Genomic DNA, 22,207 nt, shown 5'->3' on the forward strand with positions numbered 1-22,207 from the left:
GGGGGGGCTCACTACATGAAAGTGACAGATGTAAGACTTAGAAAGATAGAAACAGACGGTAGAATGAAAGCACTTGTTTCAGTTACGCTTGATGAATCATTCGTAGTTCATGACTTACGCGTAATTGAAGGCAACTCAGGTCTTTTCGTCGCGATGCCAAGCAAGAGAACACCCGACGGTGAATTCCGTGATATCGCACACCCAATCAATTCAGACATGAGACAAGAAATTCAAGACGCAGTCATGAAAGTATACGATGAAACTGATGAAGTTATTCCAGATAAGAATGCGAAACCATCAGAAGATGATGCGGAAACAAGTGACTCAGAAGATACTGAAGCATAAGATTGAATACAGATGTGTGGCATGATTTGAAACATGACACACACCCTATAGAGATAGATTAATTGAGTTCTGATAGCAGATAAAGCTGTCAGAACTCAATTTTTTTGTTAAGTGAAGTGTAATATTGGATATAGTGAACACTAAGCTGTGGCGATCTTATGAATTGTTCTTTCGCTGCTCCCTATGTGCTTGGCGTCTTTTTTCTTCATCAGATAGGAAATTAGGATATTTATGAGGATTTCTAATTCCATCTACTGCTCCAAAAATGAGCACGATGATAAAGCATACTGCTGCGATACCTATCGTAATGACCCACCACCACATTGATTACACACCTCCTCATGTTATCTTTCAGTTCTACTTTAACATTTATAACAATAGAAAAATATACTAATTGTTAATAAAGAATAATCGTATATATTTCGAAAACTTACTTTAAATTAAAAAAGATGTAATAAGTGCGCTATAAATACCTATTGTTGAAGATTCTCCCCACACTCTTAACTTCTATAGCGAGCTGGCGTGCGTCTACCCCAATGCAATACCTCCCCAAATGAATCCTAATTTTTTGACGGAACAGTTAAATATTTTGAATTCAGTTTACATTCACCCTTTCGACCTTGAAAGGTAGTATTGCGTTAAATTATAATAGGATAGAAGTGTAATTTTTAATGGAGGGTTAGCATTCATGCATAGACGTGCAATCGTACTCGCAGCGGGCAAGGGTACACGTATGAAATCGAAGAAGTACAAAGTGCTACACGAACTTGCAGGCAAATCAATGATTGAACATGTGGTCAATAACGTGAAAGGTTCAGGCGTGGAGGACATTGTCACAATCGTCGGTCATGGTGCTGAGCATGTTAAGGAAACGCTAGGTGAGCAATCACAATATAGTTTCCAAGAAGAACAGCTTGGTACAGCGCATGCAGTTAAGATGGCTGAAGAACATTTTGCCAACCAAGATGGAACAACGTTAGTCGTATGTGGTGACACGCCACTCGTAACAGAAGAAACATTTCGCGCATTGCTCGAACACCATGAATCACATCATGCGCAAGCGACAGTGCTTTCGGCTACAGCGCCTAATCCATTCGGATATGGCCGTATCGTGAAAGACGAAGCAGGACAACTCGTAAAGATTGTCGAGCAGAAAGATGCAAACGACGAAGAGCAAGCGATAGACGAAATCAGTTCAGGCATCTTTGCCTTTGATAACGCTGTGCTATTCGACAAATTAGCTCAAGTGAAGAATGATAATGCGCAAGGTGAGTACTATTTACCAGATGTGTTGTCGCTCATCTTGGAAGATAACGGAACTGTGGAAATCTATCATACTGATGACTTTGATGAAATTATGGGCGTAAACGATCGCGTCATGTTGAGTCAAGCAGCTCAAGTATTACGTTTACGCATTAATGAGCAACATATGCGCAATGGTGTAACAATCATTGATCCAACAACTACATACATCGAAAGTGACGTCACAATCGGTATGGATACAGTTATTGAACCTGGTGTGAAACTCGCAGGTAAGACGTCTATCGGTGAAGATACGGTAGTCGGTCAGTATTCCGAAATCACGAATAGTACGATCGGCAACAATGTGTCTATTAAACAGTCTGTCATCGATGCATCTCACGTGGAAGATGACGTGAAGATTGGGCCGTTTGCACAACTTCGTCCAGAGTCCAATATTGGTGAGGGTGTGAAAGTCGGTAACTTTGTTGAGGTTAAGAAATCCGACGTCAAAGCAGGAGCGAAACTGCCTCACCTCAGTTATATTGGCGACGCTGAGATTGGCGAACGCACGAACGTGGGTTGTGGCTCTATCACGGTGAACTATGATGGTAAAAATAAATTCAAGACCGTCATCGGTAAAGAAGGTTTCATCGGTTGTAACACGAACCTCATCGCGCCTGTCACTTTAGGTGATCGTGTAACGACTGCAGCAGGTTCTACAATCACTGATGATGTACCAGAAGACAGTCTCGCGCTAGCACGTTCACGTCAGACGACGAAAGAAGGTTATTTTACTGACAAACGTTGATTCACAGTAAAGTGACGTAGTATCGTTAATGGATGTAAGCGTTTTTGCGTAAAAGGGTATAGTAAAGGAACAACATAAGAGAGGTAAGCAGAATTTCAGAATAATCGTATGGTAGGAAGAAGACGAGTGAACAGAAGGTTGCGCTAACGTCTTTCAGTAAGGCCTTGGTAAGTATGTTGCGGATAACTTGTAAGGGTGATTGCAACTGCCATCTTTTATATTGAGAAATGGACTTAAACTTTCGCACATGTTAAAGCATATTCGAATTGAACAAACTAATTGGAGGACTATAAATGTTAAACAATGAATATAAGAATTCTTCTTTGAAAATCTTCTCGTTAAAGGGGAATGAACCACTCGCTCAAGAAGTTGCTGATAGTGTAGGTATTGAATTAGGTAAATGTTCAGTTAAACGTTTTAGTGACGGTGAAATTCAAATCAATATAGAAGAGAGTATCCGTGGCTGTGATGTCTTTATCATCCAACCCACATCTTATCCCGTTAACTTACATTTAATGGAATTACTCATTATGATTGATGCTTGTAAACGTGCTTCTGCAGCAAACATCAACATCGTGGTACCTTACTACGGTTATGCACGTCAAGATAGAAAGGCGCGTAGTCGTGAACCAATCACTGCGAAGCTCGTAGCAAACCTTATTGAAACAGCAGGCGCTGATCGTATGATCGCACTTGACTTACACGCACCACAAATTCAAGGTTTCTTCGATATTCCAATCGACCACTTAATGGGTGTACCTATCTTAGCAGATTACTTTAAAAATGATACACAAATCGATCCAGAAGAATGTGTTGTCGTATCTCCAGACCACGGTGGTGTAACACGTGCGCGTAAACTTGCTGACATTTTAAAAACACCAATCGCAATCATCGACAAACGTCGTCCTAAACCAAACGTGGCAGAGGTTATGAACATCGTAGGTGAAATCGAAGGGCGTACAGCGATTATTATCGACGATATTATCGATACAGCTGGTACAATCACGCTTGCGGCTCAAGCGCTTAAAGACAAAGGTGCTAAAGAAGTTTATGCTTGTTGTACTCATCCTGTATTATCAGGTCCAGCTAAAGAACGTATCGAGAATTCAGCGATTAAAGAACTCGTAGTGACAAACTCTATTAACTTAGACGAATCTCGCAAACCAGAGAATACGAAACGCTTGTCAGTTGCTGAATTAATGGCTCAAGCGATTGTACGTGTTTACGAACGCGAATCTGTCAGTGTACTATTTGACTAATCGTAGCATTCTGTGTATAATGATTTCGTTCGTGATTTTACGGACAAATAAACACTTGCAAGCAACGGTAAAGTTGATGGGCAAGTGAGGAGCTCTAGACAGAGCAACTTTGAAAGGTGGAAATGAATATGGCTTCATTAAAGTCAATCATTCGTCAAGGTAAACAAACACGCTCAGAATTAAAGGCGTTAAGAAATTCTGGTAAAGTACCTAGTGTTGTTTACGGTTATGGTACTAAGAACGTTTCAGTTAAAGTTGATGAAGTAGAATTCATCAAAGTTATCCGTGAAGTTGGACGTAACGGGGTTATCGATTTAGGTGTAGGTTCAAAGACTATCAAAGTCATGGTATCTGACTACCAATTTGACCCACTTAAAAACAAAATCACTCATATCGACTTCTTAGCGATCAACATGAGTGAAGAACGTACAGTTGAAGTACCTGTACACTTAGTAGGTGAAGCTGTAGGTGCTAAAGAAGGTGGCGTAGTTGAACAACCATTATTCGACCTTGAAGTAACAGCTACACCAGAAAATATCCCTGAATACATCGAAGTTGATATTTCTGAACTTAATATCAACGATTCAATTTCAGTTGAAGACCTTAAGACTAAAGGTGACTTCACTATTGAAAACGACGAAAACGACTCAGTTGTTACAGTCGTACCTCCAACTGACGAACCTTCTGAAGAAGAAATCGAAGAAATGGAAGGCGATTCTGAAGCGGAAGAACCAGAAGTTGTTGGCGAAAAAGATGACGAAGAAGACAGTGAAGACAAAGAAGAAGAATAATCTTCTCTCTACTTCACACGAACAACTTGATAAAGTTGTGATGATGCAAAGCGCTATCTCCTTAAATGGAGGTAGCGCTTTTTGTAGCTGTGAGGGGTTGAGTAAGGGATGGTATGCAAGGTGCCGCTATAGAGAGAGCGAGAGCGCAAGAAATGTGTAGCGTGCTGCATGACATTGATCGTCTATTAACAAGGTGACAGAGCCACCATTAAATTCGTTCTCTAAGTATACTTATTAATCTATTAAAGTACACTTTTAAATAAAATCAGTCTGTATTATACTCTAATAGCAATGTATAATGAAATATTTTATAAATTCACATAAATTAATAGATTCGACACTATAATTACCGTTTAATAAAAATAGGTTAAACCTCAGACCTTAAATTAATTATCAATGAAAAATTTGACAAGATTTGTGGTTTGAATTACATTTAAATAGGATTTATAAGTGTGTAAATTTTTTATTAAGCAAAGAAAAGGGTAGTGTTTATGAGTAAAATTCAAAATCCATACATAAAGATTACATTATTGACGCTATTTTACCTCGTCATCATGGTTGTCTTGTATTTGATATACGGCACAGGCCAAACAGAGAATACATTTATTTATAACGAATTCTAAACTACATCGAGGAGTTTAATTAGATGAAAGACATATTACAAAGCATAGCGCACTTCAGTACAACTCAACCATGTACGAATGCGATACAACATGAAGATGAAACACTCACATACCAAGCATTAGACGAACAATCTACACGTCTTGCCCACATGATTCAACAGAGTACGAAACCCATCTTAGTCTATGGTCATATGTCACCTTACATGATTGTAGGTATGATTGGCGCACTCAAAGCGAATTGTGGTTACATTCCTGTAGATACTTCAATTCCTGAACAACGGATTCAATCGATTATTTCAAAGATTGAACCTGATTATATATTCAATACAACAGACGAAACTTTTACGAGTGATATAGCTGAAGTCATTACGATTGATCAGCTTGAGGATAGCTCGTCAACTGAAGGAGAGCTGCAAGGTATACAAGGCGATTCAATCGCGTATACTATCTTTACTTCTGGCTCAACAGGCGAACCTAAAGGAGTGCAAATTTATTACGATAGTTTAGTTGAATTTGCGAATTGGGTCGTAACTTTAAATGAGAATAAAGAAGGACAGCACTGGTTAAACCAGGCTCCACTATCATTCGACCTTTCAGTGATGGCGATTTATCCAGCATTGTTATCAGGCGGAACGATTCAACTCATCGATAAGACGATGATTAACAAACCGATGTTGTTACATGAGTTATTCCAACGCGAAGATATCAACGTTTGGGTTTCGACACCGTCCTTTATGGAACTGTGTTTAATGTTGCCTAACTTAGACGAGGCGTCACAGCCATCGATGCAGACGTTCCTCTTCTGCGGAGAAATCTTAGGACATAAGACGGCAACGATGTTAGTGAACAAGTTCCCGAACGCTAAAGTCTGGAATACGTATGGTCCTACTGAGGCTACTGTAGCGGTGACGAGCGTGTTAGTTACTGACGAGTTGCTAGCCAACAACGAAGTCATTCCTGTCGGTGTCCCACGCCCTGGTACAGAGCTGAGCTTGACTGAGGATAGCGAGCTCGTAATTACAGGTCAAAGTGTCAGTGCGGGGTACGTGAAAGACCCTGAACGTAGTGCGAAAGTCTTCTTCGAGCAAGATGGACGTCGCGCATATTATTCCGGAGATAGTGCCATTTATCGCGATGATAATTGGTATATTCAAGGCCGCGTAGATAATCAAATTAAGTTTAATGGTTATCGCATGGAACTAGAAGAAATCGAAGCGAAACTGAAGAAACAAACAGAAGTGAGAGAAGCGATTGTCGTACCGATTTATCGCCGTGGTAAAGTAGGTCATTTACTTGGCGTTGTAGCGACAGCAGCTCCTGTCGATGATGAGAAGCAAGCGACGCACGATTTAAAGGCGCGTTTGAAGAACGAACTACCGGACTATATGATTCCGCGTAAATTTGAGTTTGTCGAGCAACTTCCTTTAACAAATAATGGTAAGTTAGATCGCAAGAAAGTAAATGAGGTATACGGCTCATGACACCTTATGGCGACTTTCATTTCTTCTTAATTGCATTTATCGTTCTCATACCGATTATTCTGTTAGGTTTATTTGGCAAACGCTCTAAGATTTACAACTTTATTAGTACCGTAATTATGATTGTCTTGATCTTTTCAGATCACAAACATAATTTGTTCGGCAATGAATATCTCAGTTATCAACTTCTGAGTTTCATTCTGTATATTATTTGGCAAGTCGTGATTATCAAAGGTTACGAACGCGTGCGTACAGTGACAAATTCAACAGCACTTTATATCAGTGCCTTTGTATTGTCGATTATTCCGCTCGCGATAGTGAAGATTTGTCAAAGCTCATGGTTAGGCCATGGTCAGCTCCATATGCATAGTTCACGCTTAGTCGAACTCTTCGGCTTCTTAGGTATCTCTTATGTGATGTTTAAAAGTGTGCAGCTCATCATGGAATTACGTGACGGCTCAATTAAGAATGTTTCAATTATGAAACTCGTGCAATTTATCACATTCTTCCCGACGATATCTTCAGGCCCTATCGATCGTTATAAACGTTTCGTTAAAGACGACGACAAAACACCTGATGCGAAGACGTATCGCGGTTTATTGGAAAAAGCAGTGCATTATATCATGCTTGGTTTCTTGTACAAATATATAATTGCGCATCTTATCCATAGTTATGGCATCGTGCCATTACAAGCACATCACTTAACGACCTTTGTCGACTATTGGAAGTACATGTATGCATATAGTTTCTATCTGTTCTTCGACTTTGCGGGTTACAGTTTATTTGCTGTAGCGCTCAGTTACATTTATGGCATTCAGACACCAATGAACTTCAACCAGCCATTCAAAGCGAAGAACATCAAAGATTTCTGGAACCGTTGGCATATGAGTTTATCGTTCTGGTTCCGTGACTGTGTTTACATGCGCATCGTCTTCTACATGACTAAGAACAAGATGATGAAGAAGCCGTTAAATATTTCCAATTTCGGGTTCCTCGTGAACTTCGGAATTATGGGGATTTGGCATGGACTTGAATGGTTCTATATCATATATGGTTTCTACCATGCCGCTTTATTTATTCTATATAGTTATTATGAAAAATGGCGTAAAAAACGCTTTGGTAAGCTTAAGCATCCAGTATTCAACATCTTAAGTATTATTATCACTTTCCACTTTGTAGCATTTGGTTTCTTGATATTCTCAGGTGTATTATTTAGATAATTTTAAATAAAAAAGGATAGTTATAAAGGAGTACTCATATGGAATTTAGAGAACAAGTATTAGATATATTAGCAGAAGTAGCAGAAGACGACATCGTGAAAGAACAACCGGACATCGAAGTGTTCGAAGAAGGAATCATCGACTCCATGCAAACAGTTGGATTATTACTCGAAATCCAGAACCAACTTGGCATTGAAGTGTCTGTCATGGACTTTGATCGTGACGAATGGGCAACACCTAACAAGATTGTTGACGTATTGAACGACCTCCGATGAAGAAGTATCCAGCAATGATAGCTTTGGTGTTGAGCGCCATCCTGTTTATTGGGTTTCTATTAACGCCCGCCCAATGGTACCAACAGAAGTGGACGACATCTAAGCTATGCAAACAAAGCGTGTCCCTTTCTGACAACGTACTTAAAGGCACAGAGATTCAAAGTGCCATGTTAAAGAATGATGATTTCTACCCTGTTTACGGATCCAGTGAGCTCAACAAAGATGATCCGTATCAGTCAGCTATCTTGTTGAAGCACAAAGATCAACACATGTTCTACGTCGGTAAAGGTGGATCGACGAGTTTGATTCAAGCTATTACATTAGGCGCGCAATATTCGAATTTAAAGGGTAAAAAGATGACGGTGTTAATATCACCGCAATGGTTCTCAAAGAAAGGTGTTAACGATAACAACTACACAGGACGTTCTTCGAAAGAACAAGTTAACGCCATTTTTGAAAACAAAGATATCCCAGTTGACTTGAAGAAGCGTTACGCGAAGCGCTTGTTAGATTTCAAAGCGAATAAAGATAATGATTTTCTTAAAGATTACGTGAATGGCGATACTTCAGGTCATTTTATGAGCCCGTGGAAGATGAACAACTGGCAGAAGATTGAAGCGATTAAGAGTCACAAGCCAATCTCATTATCGCCGCTTAGTCAACGTGTAGACAAAGCGCCGGAGAAAGAAAGAGATTTCGACCAACTTGAGCCACAAGCGGTGAAGTTTGGTGACAAGCATAGTAAGAGCAACGAATTCGGCATCAAAGATCCGTACTGGAAACAGTTGCAAAAACATCGTCACTTCATTTCAAGAAATCATGAGTTTAAGATGAATTCACCTGAATTTAAAGATTTAGAGTTACTCACGGATACTTTGAATGCCTCAGGTGCCGATGTACAATACGTGATCTTGCCGGTCAACGGTAAATGGTATGATCATATCAATATCAAACCGGAGAAACGTTATAAAGTGTACGACAAGATTCAACATGTGATTGAGCAACATGATAAACATGGTACGATTTATGACATGCGTTCTGAAGACTACGAGCCGCATACGATGAGTGATGCTGTACACATCGGCTGGAGAGGCTGGGTCGTGCTCAGTGAACATATTCAAGAGCACATCGACGGTAAAGATAGAGCGCAGAAAGCAACAGATAATCAATAAGATTGTAATAAAGTTGGAATATCCTCAGCTACATCGAAAGTATAGAAGTTTGTGGCTGGCTAGTAGAGGATGTTCCAGCTTTTTCTATATCCATCGCATGATTCGCATACGACTTTGGGTAAAGAGTTATGTTATGATATACAGGAATACGTCTCGCGTGAGCAACGCGGAAATTAGCGCAACAAGCGGAGGTAACACAATGAAATGTATTGTTGGTCTCGGTAATATAGGGAAACGTTTTGAACTTACAAGACATAACATTGGATTTGAAGTGATTGATCACTTGATTGAACGACAACATTTTAAAATGGATAAACAGAAGTTTAAGGCGGCTTATACAATTGAACGTATAGGCAACGAGAAAGTGATGCTCGTGGAACCGCTGACGATGATGAACTTGTCAGGTGAAGCGGTCGCGCCACTCATGGATTATTATAATATTGATACAGAAGATTTACTCGTGCTATATGACGACTTAGATTTGTCTCAAGGGCAAGTGCGTCTGCGTCAAAAGGGTAGTGCAGGCGGCCATAATGGGATGAAATCAATTATTAAGATGATTGGTACAGATCAATTTAAACGCATTCGTATCGGCGTAGGACGTCCGACGAATGGCATGTCTGTTCCAGATTATGTCTTGCAGAAGTTCTCCAAGGAAGAAATGAAAGTCATGGAGAAAGTGATTGAACATGCGGCATACGCAGTTGAGGACTATATCGAAACATCTGATTTCGATAATGTAATGAATAAATATAATGGTGAGGTCAATTGAAATCAATAATAACGAACTATATAAACACAGATAAACGTTATCAAGAATTAGATAGTGTAGTTGGACAGAGCAATGTGCTAGTGACAGGCCTCTCCGCTTCAGCGAAAGCTGCCATCATAGCGGAGAAGTTCTTGAACAGCCATGAGCAGATGCTCGTGGTAACGAACAATCTCTATCAAGCTGAGAAGCTAGAGCAAGATCTTTTACAATTTGTCGATTCGACAGAGTTATACAAATATCCTCTTCAAGATATCATGACTGAAGAGTTCTCTACTCAAAGCCCCGAGTTCATGAGTGAACGTGTGAGAACCCTCACTGCACTCGTAGAAGAACGACGAGGGTTATTTATCGTGCCATTAAATGGTTTGAAGAAGTGGCTCACACCTGTCGAATTATGGAAGAATCATCAAGTCGAACTCGAAGTAGGAGACGACATTGATGTCGATGAATTTCTCAATAAACTCGTCAACATGGGTTATCGTCGAGAAAGCGTCGTGTCTCATATTGGTGAGTTCTCTCTACGTGGGGGCATCATCGATATCTATCCGTTGATTGGTGACCCTGTCCGTATCGAGTTGTTTGATACAGAAGTGGACTCCATCCGTGATTTCGACGTGGAAACGCAACGTTCCAATCAGAATCTCGAGCACGTGCACATCACGACAGCGAGCGACTATATTATTACAGACGAAGTGCTTAAACAGACGAAGCGTAACGTGCAAGCTGCCTACGAAGAGACACGTCCAAAGATTGATAAAGCTGTGCGCAATGATTTGAAAGAGACGCTTGAAAGCTACCAGCTCTTCGAATCAGACTTCTTCGATCATCAAGTGTTGCGCCGTCTCGTTGCCTTTATGTATGAGCAGCCCGCGACGTTGATTGATTATTTTAAAAATAACGCAATTGTCATCGTGGATGAGTTCAACCGTGTGAAAGAGACAGAAGTAGCGCTAACAGTAGAAACAGAAGACTTTATGTCTCAACTGATTGAGAGTGGTAAAGGTTTTATCGGACAGCAATTTCTGAAAGACGATAGTGTTGAATACTTGTTAGAGGATTATAAGATTACATACTTCACCCTTTTTACAGCAACGATGAATACGAAGATTGAGCATATCATCAAATTCTCTTGCAAACCTGTACAACAGTTCTACGGTCAATATGACATCATGCGTTCAGAGTTCCAACGCTACGTGAATAATGACTATACCGTAGTTGTCCTCGTGGAAACGGAATCGAAGAAAGAACGCATTCAATCGATGCTCAATGAAATGCACATTCCGACGTTCCTAGATACGGTGAGCAACGATATCACTGGTGGCCAAGCCGTCATTACGGAAGGCAGTCTATCTGAAGGCTTTGAACTGCCGTACATGCAATTGGCCATCGTCACTGAACGTGAGCTGTTTAAATCTAAACAGAAGAAGAAACGCAAACACACGAAGACCATTTCAAATGCGGAAAAGATTAAATCGTACCAAGACTTAAAGGTCGGCGACTATATCGTTCATGTGCACCACGGAGTAGGACGCTATTTAGGCGTAGAGACGCTTGAAGTGAATGGTATCCATAAAGACTACATTAAGCTTCAATATAAAGGTACCGATCAACTCTTTGTTCCTGTCGATCAGATGGACCAAGTTCAGAAATACGTCGCTTCAGAAGATAAATCACCAAGATTGAATAAACTGGGCGGTTCAGAGTGGAAGAAGACGAAAGCGAAAGTTCAACAAAGCGTTGAAGATATTGCTGATGAACTGATTGAACTATATAAGGAACGTGAGATGGCACAAGGTCACAAATTTGGCCCTGATACGCCAGAACAACACGATTTCGAAATGGATTTCCCATTCGAATTAACGCCAGACCAAGCGAAATCCATCGATGAGATTAAAGGTGACATGGAACGTACCAAACCGATGGACCGCTTGCTTTGTGGTGACGTAGGTTACGGTAAGACTGAAGTTGCCGTACGCGCAGCTTTTAAAGCAGTCATGGAAGGCAAGCAAGTCGCGTTTTTAGTGCCAACGACGATTCTCGCTCAGCAACACTATGAAACGTTAATTGAGCGTATGCAAGATTTCCCAATCGAAATTCAGTTGATGAGTCGTTTCAGAACGAGCAAGGAAATCAAACAAACGAAAGAAGGGCTGAAATCAGGTTACGTCGATATCGTCGTAGGTACACATAAATTATTAGGTAAGACGGTCGAGTACAAAGATTTAGGTCTTCTCGTCGTCGATGAAGAACAACGCTTTGGTGTGCGTCACAAAGAGAAGATTAAACAACTCAAGACAAATGTCGATGTGTTGACACTGACAGCCACACCTATTCCACGTACCTTACACATGAGTATGTTAGGTGTGCGTGATCTTTCAGTTATCGAAACACCACCTGAGAACCGCTTCCCGGTCCAAACTTACGTGGTCGAACAGAACACTAATTTTATTAAAGAAGCCTTAGAACGTGAACTCTCTCGTGACGGACAAGTCTTCTATTTATACAACCAAGTTCAGTCGATTTATGAAAAGCGTGAACAGCTACAAATGCTGATGCCTGACGCGAATATCGCCGTTGCACATGGTCAGATGACCGAGCGTGATTTAGAGGAAACGATGCTTAGCTTTATCAATCACGAGTTCGACATTCTCGTGACAACGACGATTATTGAGACAGGTGTCGATGTCCCTAATGCCAACACGCTGATTATTGAGAATGCAGACCGCTTCGGACTCAGTCAGTTGTATCAATTACGCGGTCGTGTCGGACGCTCAAGTCGAATTGGCTATGCGTACTTCTTACATCCGATGAACAAAGTGTTGACTGAAACGGCAGAAGATCGCCTTCAAGCCATCAAAGAATTTACGGAACTCGGTTCAGGATTCAAGATTGCGATGCGTGATTTGAATATACGTGGTGCAGGTAACCTCCTCGGTAAACAACAGAGTGGCTTTATCGATTCCGTCGGCTTTGATTTATACTCTCAAATGCTTGAAGAAGCTGTTAATGAAAAACGAGGTATTAAGGAAGAGAAACCTGACGCGCCAGAAGTCGAAATTGAACTCAATATCGATGCGTATCTACCAGCGCAATATATCCCTAACGAGCAAGCGAAGATTGAGATTTATAAAAAGCTCCGTCAGCTAGAAACGATGGAACAACTCAGAGATGTTAAAGATGAACTCATCGATCGCTTTAACGAATATCCACCAGAAGTGGAACGCTTGTTAGATATGATGGAAATCAAAGTCTATGCTTTACATGCAGGCATTACTTCCATCAAAGAGCAAGGTAAACAAGTCGAAGTTCTACTCTCTCAACAAGGTACGAATGACGTAAATGGTGAAGCATTATTCAAAGCGACACAACCGCTTGGACGAGCGATGAAACTCGGTGTGAAAGAAGGACAAATGAAAGTGAATTTAAACAAGAGTGCCAACACCCTCGACAACTTGAAATTCTTAGTTAAATGTATAGAGGAGAGTATGACAATACAAGATGAAGACTAAATCAAAGACCGCATTTAATGGGGTTGTCGTTCTCACAGCAGCTTTAATCATTATCAAGATATTAAGTGCGCTTTACCGCGTACCTTATCAGAATATACTAGGTGACTCAGGACTTTATGCCTATCAACAAGTGTATCCGTTATTAGCGCTGGGAGGCATCTTATCGGCTACGGCTATACCAAGTGCGACGACACAAATCTTTGAAGCGGAACGTTCAAGTGCGCGTTATACACGCATGTTAATTGTCGTACAAACACTCGGCATCAGTTTGTTTATCATCTGTTTTATCTGTGCACCATGGTTAACCCGCTTGATGGGCGACCCTAGTTTGACCACTATATTGAGAGTAGCGAGCGCTAGCTTTTTATTCATTGGGATACTAGGCGTCTGTCGTGCATATTATCAATCTGCACAGAACATGAATCCGCCGGCTATTTCCCAGGTAATAGAGCAGCTCATTAGAGTGAGTATCATCTTTATCGCTATCGGCTGTTTCGTCAAGCAGGACTGGACCGTCTACCAAGCTGCAACACTTTCGATTGGTGGCTCCGTTATCGGTGCGTTAGGGGCGAGCATCTTTTTTATTTCACGCCGTCCCTTTAAACTCACGTTAGCCGAGGAAACGCGTACGTCGATTGATTGGCGCCATTTCTTCTTAGCCGTCGTGATTTTCTCAGTGAGTCAAATACTCGTTCTGTTGTGGCAAATCGTGGATAGCTTTACCGTTATTCGTCTGTTAAAAGCAGTAGGTGTCCCTTTTAAAGAAGCAATCGAACAGAAAGGCATCTTTGATAGAGGTCCGTCCTTTATTCAAATGGGGCTCATCATTACGACGACGTTTAGTTTCGTCTTATTGCCCTTACTGTCTAAAGCAGTGAGAGAAGAGGAACATCATCTCGTCAGTCGTTATACCAACGCATCGTTAAAGGTAACGATTCTCATCAGTACTGCGGCAGGCGTTGGTTTGATCAACTTGCTGCCATCGTTAAACATCGTCTTCTTCCAGAATAACAGTCTACCAGGAACGTTGAGTGTCTTTATGCTGACGGTGATTTGTGTCTCGCTTATTATGATGGACATCGCGTTGCTGCAAGTGAAACAGCAAGAGAAGACTGTTCTTATTGGTTTAGTCGTAGGTCTCTGTAGTAAAATAATAGGTAACCTACTTCTCATACCTACCATTCACACGCTAGGTTTGAGTGTCAGTACAGTACTTTCGCTCGCGATCTTTGCTGGCATCTTACACCGCAAAGTGATGCAGCTCTACCCATTGCATCGCATGAAAGCATATGTGGGTAAACTCATCCTTGTGATGTTAGGCATGACGATAGTTGTTCAAGTGCTCATGTTCTGCTTTCCAATACACGGACGTATCAGCGGCCTGATTACGTTAATCATCAGTGCGTTAGCAGGTATTATCACTACAGTTATTTTAGTAGTCAAATTGCGCTTATTATCTTATAAAGAAGTGAAACACTTACCATTTGGCGACAAACTATATCAGTACAAGAGAGGAAGACGTCAATGACACATTCAATTACGATAGTAGGATTAGGTAATCATAGCTTAGAGGATATGACTTTAGGTGTTTATCGTTATTTGAAAGAACAGTCGCTGGTCTACGCGCGAACGTTAGAACATCCGGTCATCAACGAGTTGCAAGACGAAGTTCGCTTTGAAGGCTTCGATCATCTCTATGAGGCGCACGAACAATTTGAGGAGGTCTACCAAGCGATTACAGATGAGCTGATTGCTGCAGCGCAAGAGCAGGACGTCGTTTATGCAGTTCCAGGCCATCCTCGCGTTGCAGAGACGACGACACGTTTGTTGTTTGAAGCAGCAGCTAAAGATGACACATTAACAGTGCAAGTTTATGGAGGACGAAGCTTCCTCGACGATGTGTTTGAAGCGGTTCAAGTGGACCCTAATGACGGCTTTACCTTACTTGATGCGACAGCGCTTCAAGCTGATCAACTAAACATTCGCAATCATACGTTAATCACGCAGGTCTATAGTAGTCTCGTAGCAGGCGATGTGAAGATTACCTTGATGGAGCGCTATCCTGATGACCATCCCGTTTCCATTGTCACAGGCGCGCATGCGACAGGGGCGACGCGTCAAACGGTGCCGTTACACGAGCTAGACTTTGAGAGCGAAGCCTTTACGAACCTGACGAGCGTCTTTGTCCCACGTGTTGAAGCGGCGCAAGCTTACTACAGCGATTTCACTTATGCGACTGAAGTGATTGATTTACTTGTGGATGATGAGAAAGGCTGTCCTTGGGATAAAAAGCAAACGCATGATTCACTGAAACGTTATTTACTCGAAGAATCTTTCGAACTCTTTGAAGCGATCGATAACGAAGATGATTGGCACATGATTGAAGAGTTAGGGGATATACTTTTACAAGTATTATTACACACAAGTATCGGTAAGAAAGAAGGCTATTTCGATGTTGGAGAGGTCATTGCAAGTTTGAATGATAAAATGATTCGTCGACATCCACATATCTTCGGTGAAGCACATGCGGAAGATGAATCTGATCTACAAGAAATTTGGGCTGAGGCCAAGCGTAAAGAAGGTAAGCAAACGCGTGTGAAGTTTGAAAAAGTATTTGCAGAGCACTTCTTGAAGTTGTATGATAAGACAAAAAATAAAGATTTGAGCGAAGCAGAATTGAAAGAATATATTGAACGAGGAGGTCATGAAGCATGAGATTAGATAAATATCTCAAAGTGTCTCGTCTAGTGAAACGCCGTACTTTGGCGAAAGAAATTAGTAGCCAAGGACGCATCACAGTGAATGGCAATGTGGCCAAAGCAGGCACAGACGTCAAAGAGGGTGACGAACTCGTCATTCGTTTCGGTCAGAAGATCGTGACGGTCAAAGTGACTGGATTAAGCGAACACGCGAATAAAGCGAATGCGAAAGGTATGTACGAAGTTGTGAAAGAAGAGAAAGTAAGCGAGTCTTAAGAGAGGGGCACGTCATGAGTAAGAAAGTACAAGACATCGGCAATCAGTATACCTCATATGAGAATAAGAAGAAAAAGCGCATCCAAGCCAAGAAGCGCGTGGTCCGTCGCCGTATGACCTTTATCGGTGGCTTGTTACTACTCGTCATCATTGTCCTATCTATCATGGTTGTTGCGCAGAAGCATCAGAATGACCATGATGCACATATTCGACAACAAAAAGAACAGAAGTATCAAAAGCAACAAGACGAAGAACTAGCATTGAAAGAAAAACTGAACAATCTTAATAAGAAGAGTTACATTAAAAAAGTTGCACGTGACGACTATTATTTAAGTAATGATGGTGAAGTCATCTTCAAACTGCCTGATGATAAATCTAAGAAGGATGATGCTGGATCGAAAGATGATAAGAAATAACGATTGATTGCAATCGTGTAGGCATTTTAACCTACGTGATATAGTGCTCATCATGCACTGCAATACAATCACACAGGAGAAAAAATAATCTTTCGGTTCATTCTACCATTGTTAAATTATCTAAACAGGCATATAATAGTGATAACTTGAAATCATACCGGGAGGATTTATTTACAATATGTCAATCGAAGTAGGAAACAAGCTTAAAGGCAAAGTCACTGGAATTAAAAAATTTGGCGCATTCGTTGAATTGCCTGAAGGTAAAAGTGGCTTAGTGCATATTAGTGAAGTGGCGGACAATTACGTTGAGAACGTGGAAGACCATTTATCAGTAGGGGACGAAGTGGAAGTGAAAGTACTTTCGATTGCTGACGATGGTAAGATTAGTCTTTCAATCAAGAAAGCGAAAGATCGCCCACGTCGTCATAACCGCAGATCACATCATAGATCATCTCAAAATAAAGAAGCAGATTTTGAGAAGAAATTAAGCAATTTCTTAAAGGACAGTGAAGATAAATTAACGACAATCAAGCGTCAAACAGAATCAAGACGTGGAGGTCGTGGTGCACGTCGTTAATTGCGACGTAGCTTTCTAGAGCCGTACTTCACTCAATTGAATCATACCTGTATTCTAATACGCCAATAGACATCCGATATAGTTGATATATATATATACGAACGTGTGATGTGAGGTGAAATAGAGGCTAGCTGAGCATTCGAGACAAAGGGAAGAGATGTTCAGACAGCCTCTTTTTTATGAATCTGATACATAAGTCTTAAAGTAGTCAAGGATGGCAAGAGTCAATTCGCATTGTTGATTATTGAGGCTATTTGACGAGAGATACGCTTATCATAATGAAAGGGGGTCTAGACAGTTGAAAGTGAACGAAACGTTGTGGGGCGAACAAGAGCATGTTGTCTTAGCGGTGTCGGGCGGTATCGACAGTATGTGTTTGTTACATACGTTAGTGCATGATTTATCTGAGACTTATCAGCAGTTGAGTTGTTTGCATGTAAATCATGGGTTGAGAGCGCAGTCAGAGAACGAAGCTCAGTTATTACAAGACTATTGCACGACGCATGACATTCCGTTGTACTGTACTCGCTTGGATTTATCAGCAACAGTAGCAGCAGGCCGCAGCATTGAATCTCAAGCGAGAGAGGCGCGCTATAAATGGTTCGATCAACAGATGCGAGCGATTGCAGGCGATGTCTTGCTTACAGCTCATCACCAGGATGACCAAATTGAAACCATTTTCTATCGCTTGTTCACAGGACGTTCTACGCGCAATAGTTTAGGTATGGCCGACACGCAGCACCGTCATAATTATCGACTCGTACGACCTTTACTTGAAACTTCGAAAGCAGCGATTCAGCAGTATCAACAGCAGCACCTAGTTCCGTTTTACGAGGATGAAACGAACGCCTCCAACACATATGTGCGCAATGATATTCGAAATCGCATTTTACCTGAGGTGGATAACAACGCGCAACTCGACCCTGCACAGCTATTACGGTTAAAAGAATGGCACGACGCGCAACGTCAGCAAATTCAACAGCAGGCACGGACCTTTATTCAACGACAAAGTACAACAACAAGGCGTCAACCATACTATGAAGTCAGCAGAGAGGCTTTCGGCGAGTTATCGTACAATGTTAAAGTAGAAGTATTGGATCAACTCTTCGCTTCGATCGGCGACCATCAACCGCTATCAGAGAAGATGTATCAAGCCTGGTTTGAACAAATTGAGGGGACGGTTGCTCAAGCAGAAGTCCACACTACAGATAAATGGATAATTCGTATAGCTTATGATAAATTTATAATAATGGCTAATTCAAGCAGTGGTGAACCATCATCTCCACTAACGATTCGTGAAGCGGGTACGTATCACTTTAATCATTATGAAATTGTAGTACGACAAGAACTACCTCAAGACATATTGCCATTAAGAGTGAGAACGAAGAAAGATGGAGATCGTGTTGCGCTCAATCATCATACAGGGACGAAGAAGATCAGCCGTATATTTATAGACCAGAAAGTCGTGATCTCTGAAAGACAGCGTATGCCGATTGTTGAAGCGGCGAACGGAGAGATTATCGCTGTGGGCTCCCTTTATGTGCGGAAGCCATACCAGCAGCAATTAGCTATTCAAGATATAGGAGAGGTAGTATATGAAGAATGATTTACAAGAAATCCTGCTCACAGAAGCAGAGATTCAAACTTTATGCCAAGAGTTAGGACGTGAGATCACAGAAGCATATCGAGGTAAAGACTTGGTATGTGTGGGTATCTTAAAGGGTTCAGTGATGTTTATGGCAGATTTAATCAAACATATTGATACGCACATCACTATCGATTTCATGGACGTTTCTAGCTATCATGGCGGTATTGAATCGACTGGAGAAGTTCAAATTCTTAAAGATTTAGGCGCTTCTATCGAAGGTAAAGATATATTAATCATCGAGGACATTCTTGAAACAGGCACAACATTGAAGTCTATTACTGAATTATTGCATGCGCGTCGTGTGAACTCATTAGAGATTGTCACTTTATTAGACAAACCTAATCGACGCAAAGCAGATATCGAAGCGAAATATGTAGGTAAGAAGATACCTGATGACTTTGTAGTCGGCTATGGTCTCGATTACAACGAGAATTATCGTAACTTACCTTATATCGGTACACTTAAAGAAGAAATTTATAATAAATAATGCAGTAAGATTTAATCATCTATTGTGATGATATATACTTACTAATTAGGGCAGTATTTACATATTAATTGTGGTTCGCCCCTAACGTTGTCGTATACCATGTCTGAGTGGGCTTCCACCACTCAGCATGCTTATATATAACGTTACACATTTACTGAATCATGTCTTTATACTTATTAGATGTATACGTAAATTCATATGTTCAGAAATGCTTAGATCTTGTATAGAGATCGTCCAAGCCTGAGTCTCTACCTTTGTTGTAGAGGTTGTGGCGAGAGTTTGTTTGCTAGCTTGCAAATGAATAATTATGTTAAAATTTTGGTTAGTTTTATTATAGAAGTAGGAGGAAATCGCACATGCAGAAAGCCTTTCGCAATTTGCTCGTCATTGTAATTGTCGGCGTCATCATCTTTGGCTTATTCTCATGGATCAACGGTAACGGCAACTCGCCTAAACAGTTGACATACAACCAGTTCGAGAAAAAGCTTAACGATGGTGATTTGAAATCACTCGAAATTAAACCAGAGCAAAATGTCTACATGGTAAGTGGTAAGACGAAGAATGATAAAGATTATTCTTCAACAATTCTTTATAACAATGATAAAGAGTTAGAAAAAATTACTGATAAAGCGAAAAGTCAAAAAGACTTGAAACTAACAGTTAAAGAGGAAGAAAAACAAGGTGTCTTCAGTCAAATCTTGACGTCACTCATTCCAGTAGTAGTCATCTTTATCCTCTTCTTATTCTTCATGAGCCAAGCCCAAGGTGGCGGTGGCGGCGGTCGTATGATGAACTTTGGTAAATCCAAAGCGAAGATGTACGACAGTCAGAAGAAACGTGTTCGCTTCTCTGATGTAGCCGGTGCTGATGAAGAGAAACAAGAATTAATTGAGATCGTTGACTTCTTGAAAGACAACAAACAATTTAAACAAATGGGCTCTCGTATCCCTAAAGGTGTCCTCTTAGTAGGACCTCCAGGTACAGGTAAGACATTACTTGCACGTGCTGTAGCTGGTGAAGCTGGTGCACCGTTCTTCTCTATCAGTGGTTCTGACTTCGTAGAGATGTTCGTCGGTGTTGGTGCGAGCCGTGTGCGTGATTTATTCGAGAACGCGAAGAAAAACGCGCCTTGTATCATCTTCATCGATGAGATTGATGCGGTAGGTCGTCAACGTGGCGCTGGTGTTGGTGGCGGTCACGATGAACGTGAACAAACATTGAACCAACTCCTCGTTGAAATGGACGGCTTTGGTGAGAACGAAGGTATTATCATGATTGCCGCTACTAACAGACCTGACATCCTTGACCCAGCCTTATTACGTCCAGGTCGTTTCGACAGACAAATTCAAGTGGGTCGTCCTGATGTTAAAGGTCGTGAAGCAATTCTGCATGTTCACGCGAAGAATAAACCACTTGATGAAACAGTGGATCTTAAAGCGATCTCTCAACGTACACCAGGTTTCTCTGGTGCCGACTTAGAGAACTTACTTAACGAAGCATCTCTCATTGCTGTACGTGAAGGTAAGAAGAAGATCGATATGCGAGATATTGAAGAAGCAACTGACCGTGTTATTGCCGGTCCAGCTAAGAAATCACGCGTTATTTCTGAGAAAGAGCGCAATATTGTAGCGCACCACGAAGCAGGTCATACTGTTATCGGTATGGTGCTTGACGAAGCAGAAGTGGTACACAAAGTTACGATTGTACCTCGTGGTCAAGCTGGTGGTTATGCGATGATGTTACCTAAACAAGATCGCTTCTTAATGACTGAACCAGAATTGCTCGATAAGATTTGTGGCTTGCTCGGTGGACGTGTATCTGAAGATATTAACTTTGGCGAAGTATCTACAGGTGCTTCCAACGACTTCGAACGTGCTACAAATATCGCGCGTAAAATGGTTACCGAATATGGTATGAGTAAGAAACTTGGACCACTTCAATTCTCAAGCAGTAATAGCGGCCAAGTCTTCTTAGGTAAAGATATGCAAGATGATCCTGAATACTCAGGTCAAATCGCATATGAAATTGATAAAGAAGTACAACGTATCATCAAAGAACAATATGAACGTTGTAAACAAATCTTGCTTGAGCATGAGTCTCAATTGAAACTCATCGCTAAGTCATTATTAACAGAAGAAACATTAGTAGCAGAACAAATTCAATCACTCTTCTACGATGGTGTCTTACCAGAAGTCGATTACGATTCTGCTAAAGTAGTGAGCGAAGAAGACCCGGACTTCAAAGAAGGTAAGTACGGTAAATCTTATGAAGATATTCGCCGCGAACAACATGAACTCAGCAACACATCAGACAACGAAAGTCCTGATAGAGACCGTCGTGAATCTGAAGGATCAGAAGAAAATGAAGGTGAGTCAACAGGTCACGAACAAGCACCGAATATTGACAAACCAAGCAACCCAAGTGATCCGAACGATCCTAGCAATAGAAACGAATAAAGCAATCTGCTTGAAAAAGTCTCTTTCCGCTATCAGTATTTGGTAGTGGAAAGAGTTTTTTTAACTTGAATATAAAGAATAAACGTTGTAAAGTTTATGGCAACTTAAAATAAGTGTTAATAGATAATGACTAAAGAACATGATGAGCGCGACG

Annotated in this window: 20 protein-coding genes; 19 read left to right on the forward strand and 1 reads right to left on the reverse strand. The window is 41.0% G+C overall.

Annotated elements, in window-relative coordinates:
• The first annotated feature begins 15 nt into the window (after positions 1-15).
• On the forward strand, positions 16-345 hold the full coding sequence (gene spoVG / locus HMPREF2802_RS11495) for a septation regulator SpoVG (protein ID WP_002473066.1): 330 nt from the start codon (positions 16-18) through the stop codon (positions 343-345).
• A gap of 156 nt (positions 346-501) precedes the next feature.
• On the opposite strand, the gene HMPREF2802_RS12205 is transcribed toward spoVG, so the two are convergent.
• Entirely contained in the window at positions 502-669 is a 168-nt protein-coding gene (locus tag HMPREF2802_RS12205) for a hypothetical protein (RefSeq protein ID WP_161801801.1), read from the reverse strand.
• Positions 670-1,033: 364 nt separating this feature from the next.
• On the opposite strand from HMPREF2802_RS12205, the gene glmU reads away from it, so the two are divergent.
• The 18 genes from glmU to ftsH all read left to right on the forward strand — a co-directional run bounded on the left by glmU (position 1,034) and on the right by ftsH (position 22,053).
• Positions 1,034-2,395 (forward strand): bifunctional UDP-N-acetylglucosamine diphosphorylase/glucosamine-1-phosphate N-acetyltransferase GlmU, encoded by a 1,362-nt coding sequence (glmU, locus tag HMPREF2802_RS11500; RefSeq protein ID WP_070504826.1) that lies wholly within the window; start codon positions 1,034-1,036, stop codon positions 2,393-2,395.
• Between the two features lie 293 nt (positions 2,396-2,688).
• Entirely contained in the window at positions 2,689-3,654 is a 966-nt protein-coding gene (locus HMPREF2802_RS11505; protein WP_002473064.1) for a ribose-phosphate diphosphokinase, read from the forward strand.
• A gap of 128 nt (positions 3,655-3,782) precedes the next feature.
• Positions 3,783-4,445: a 50S ribosomal protein L25/general stress protein Ctc gene (locus HMPREF2802_RS11510; protein ID WP_002473042.1), complete on the forward strand. Its 663-nt coding sequence runs from the start codon at positions 3,783-3,785 to the stop codon at positions 4,443-4,445.
• 491 nt (positions 4,446-4,936) lie between these two features.
• On the forward strand, positions 4,937-5,068 hold the full coding sequence (locus HMPREF2802_RS11940) for a teichoic acid D-Ala incorporation-associated protein DltX (RefSeq protein ID WP_002473071.1): 132 nt from the start codon (positions 4,937-4,939) through the stop codon (positions 5,066-5,068).
• A 23-nt stretch (positions 5,069-5,091) separates the two neighbouring features.
• Positions 5,092-6,549 carry a D-alanine--poly(phosphoribitol) ligase subunit DltA gene (gene dltA / locus HMPREF2802_RS11515; protein ID WP_070504829.1) on the forward strand — a complete coding sequence of 486 codons (1,458 nt, stop codon included), beginning with the start codon at positions 5,092-5,094 and terminating at the stop codon, positions 6,547-6,549.
• Entirely contained in the window at positions 6,546-7,766 is a 1,221-nt protein-coding gene (gene dltB / locus HMPREF2802_RS11520; RefSeq protein WP_070504832.1) for a D-alanyl-lipoteichoic acid biosynthesis protein DltB, read from the forward strand. Before dltA ends, dltB begins: the two co-directional genes overlap by 4 nt.
• A gap of 38 nt (positions 7,767-7,804) precedes the next feature.
• Positions 7,805-8,041 (forward strand): D-alanine--poly(phosphoribitol) ligase subunit 2, encoded by a 237-nt coding sequence (dltC, locus tag HMPREF2802_RS11525; RefSeq protein ID WP_002473079.1) that lies wholly within the window; start codon positions 7,805-7,807, stop codon positions 8,039-8,041.
• A 14-nt stretch (positions 8,042-8,055) separates the two neighbouring features.
• Positions 8,056-9,213, forward strand: coding sequence for a D-alanyl-lipoteichoic acid biosynthesis protein DltD (gene dltD, locus HMPREF2802_RS11530; RefSeq protein ID WP_232587173.1), 1,158 nt, complete (start codon positions 8,056-8,058; stop codon positions 9,211-9,213).
• Between the two features lie 199 nt (positions 9,214-9,412).
• Positions 9,413-9,985 (forward strand): aminoacyl-tRNA hydrolase, encoded by a 573-nt coding sequence (gene pth / locus HMPREF2802_RS11535; protein ID WP_002473074.1) that lies wholly within the window; start codon positions 9,413-9,415, stop codon positions 9,983-9,985.
• Entirely contained in the window at positions 9,982-13,494 is a 3,513-nt protein-coding gene (gene mfd, locus HMPREF2802_RS11540; RefSeq protein ID WP_070504834.1) for a transcription-repair coupling factor, read from the forward strand. The genes pth and mfd overlap by 4 nt, the downstream gene beginning before the upstream one ends.
• On the forward strand, positions 13,484-15,022 hold the full coding sequence (locus HMPREF2802_RS11545; RefSeq protein WP_070504837.1) for a polysaccharide biosynthesis protein: 1,539 nt from the start codon (positions 13,484-13,486) through the stop codon (positions 15,020-15,022). Before mfd ends, HMPREF2802_RS11545 begins: the two co-directional genes overlap by 11 nt.
• Positions 15,019-16,209: a MazG nucleotide pyrophosphohydrolase domain-containing protein gene (locus HMPREF2802_RS11550; RefSeq protein WP_070504840.1), complete on the forward strand. Its 1,191-nt coding sequence runs from the start codon at positions 15,019-15,021 to the stop codon at positions 16,207-16,209. The genes HMPREF2802_RS11545 and HMPREF2802_RS11550 overlap by 4 nt, the downstream gene beginning before the upstream one ends.
• On the forward strand, positions 16,206-16,469 hold the full coding sequence (locus HMPREF2802_RS11555) for an RNA-binding S4 domain-containing protein (protein ID WP_002473046.1): 264 nt from the start codon (positions 16,206-16,208) through the stop codon (positions 16,467-16,469). The genes HMPREF2802_RS11550 and HMPREF2802_RS11555 overlap by 4 nt, the downstream gene beginning before the upstream one ends.
• 14 nt (positions 16,470-16,483) lie before the next feature.
• A complete protein-coding gene (locus tag HMPREF2802_RS11560) occupies positions 16,484-16,885 on the forward strand; it encodes a septum formation initiator family protein (protein ID WP_002473078.1) in 402 nt (133 codons plus the stop codon).
• A gap of 178 nt (positions 16,886-17,063) precedes the next feature.
• Entirely contained in the window at positions 17,064-17,462 is a 399-nt protein-coding gene (locus HMPREF2802_RS11565) for a S1 domain-containing RNA-binding protein (RefSeq protein WP_002473075.1), read from the forward strand.
• Between the two features lie 304 nt (positions 17,463-17,766).
• Entirely contained in the window at positions 17,767-19,068 is a 1,302-nt protein-coding gene (gene tilS / locus HMPREF2802_RS11570; RefSeq protein ID WP_242250005.1) for a tRNA lysidine(34) synthetase TilS, read from the forward strand.
• Positions 19,058-19,597 carry a hypoxanthine phosphoribosyltransferase gene (gene hpt / locus HMPREF2802_RS11575; RefSeq protein ID WP_070504847.1) on the forward strand — a complete coding sequence of 180 codons (540 nt, stop codon included), beginning with the start codon at positions 19,058-19,060 and terminating at the stop codon, positions 19,595-19,597. Before tilS ends, hpt begins: the two co-directional genes overlap by 11 nt.
• A 356-nt stretch (positions 19,598-19,953) precedes the next feature.
• Positions 19,954-22,053: an ATP-dependent zinc metalloprotease FtsH gene (gene ftsH, locus HMPREF2802_RS11580; protein ID WP_070504850.1), complete on the forward strand. Its 2,100-nt coding sequence runs from the start codon at positions 19,954-19,956 to the stop codon at positions 22,051-22,053.
• The last annotated feature ends 154 nt before the right edge of the window (positions 22,054-22,207 follow it).

The sequence above is a fragment of the Staphylococcus sp. HMSC071G07 genome (assembly GCF_001811435.1).
GTDB lineage: Bacteria > Bacillota > Bacilli > Staphylococcales > Staphylococcaceae > Staphylococcus > Staphylococcus pettenkoferi.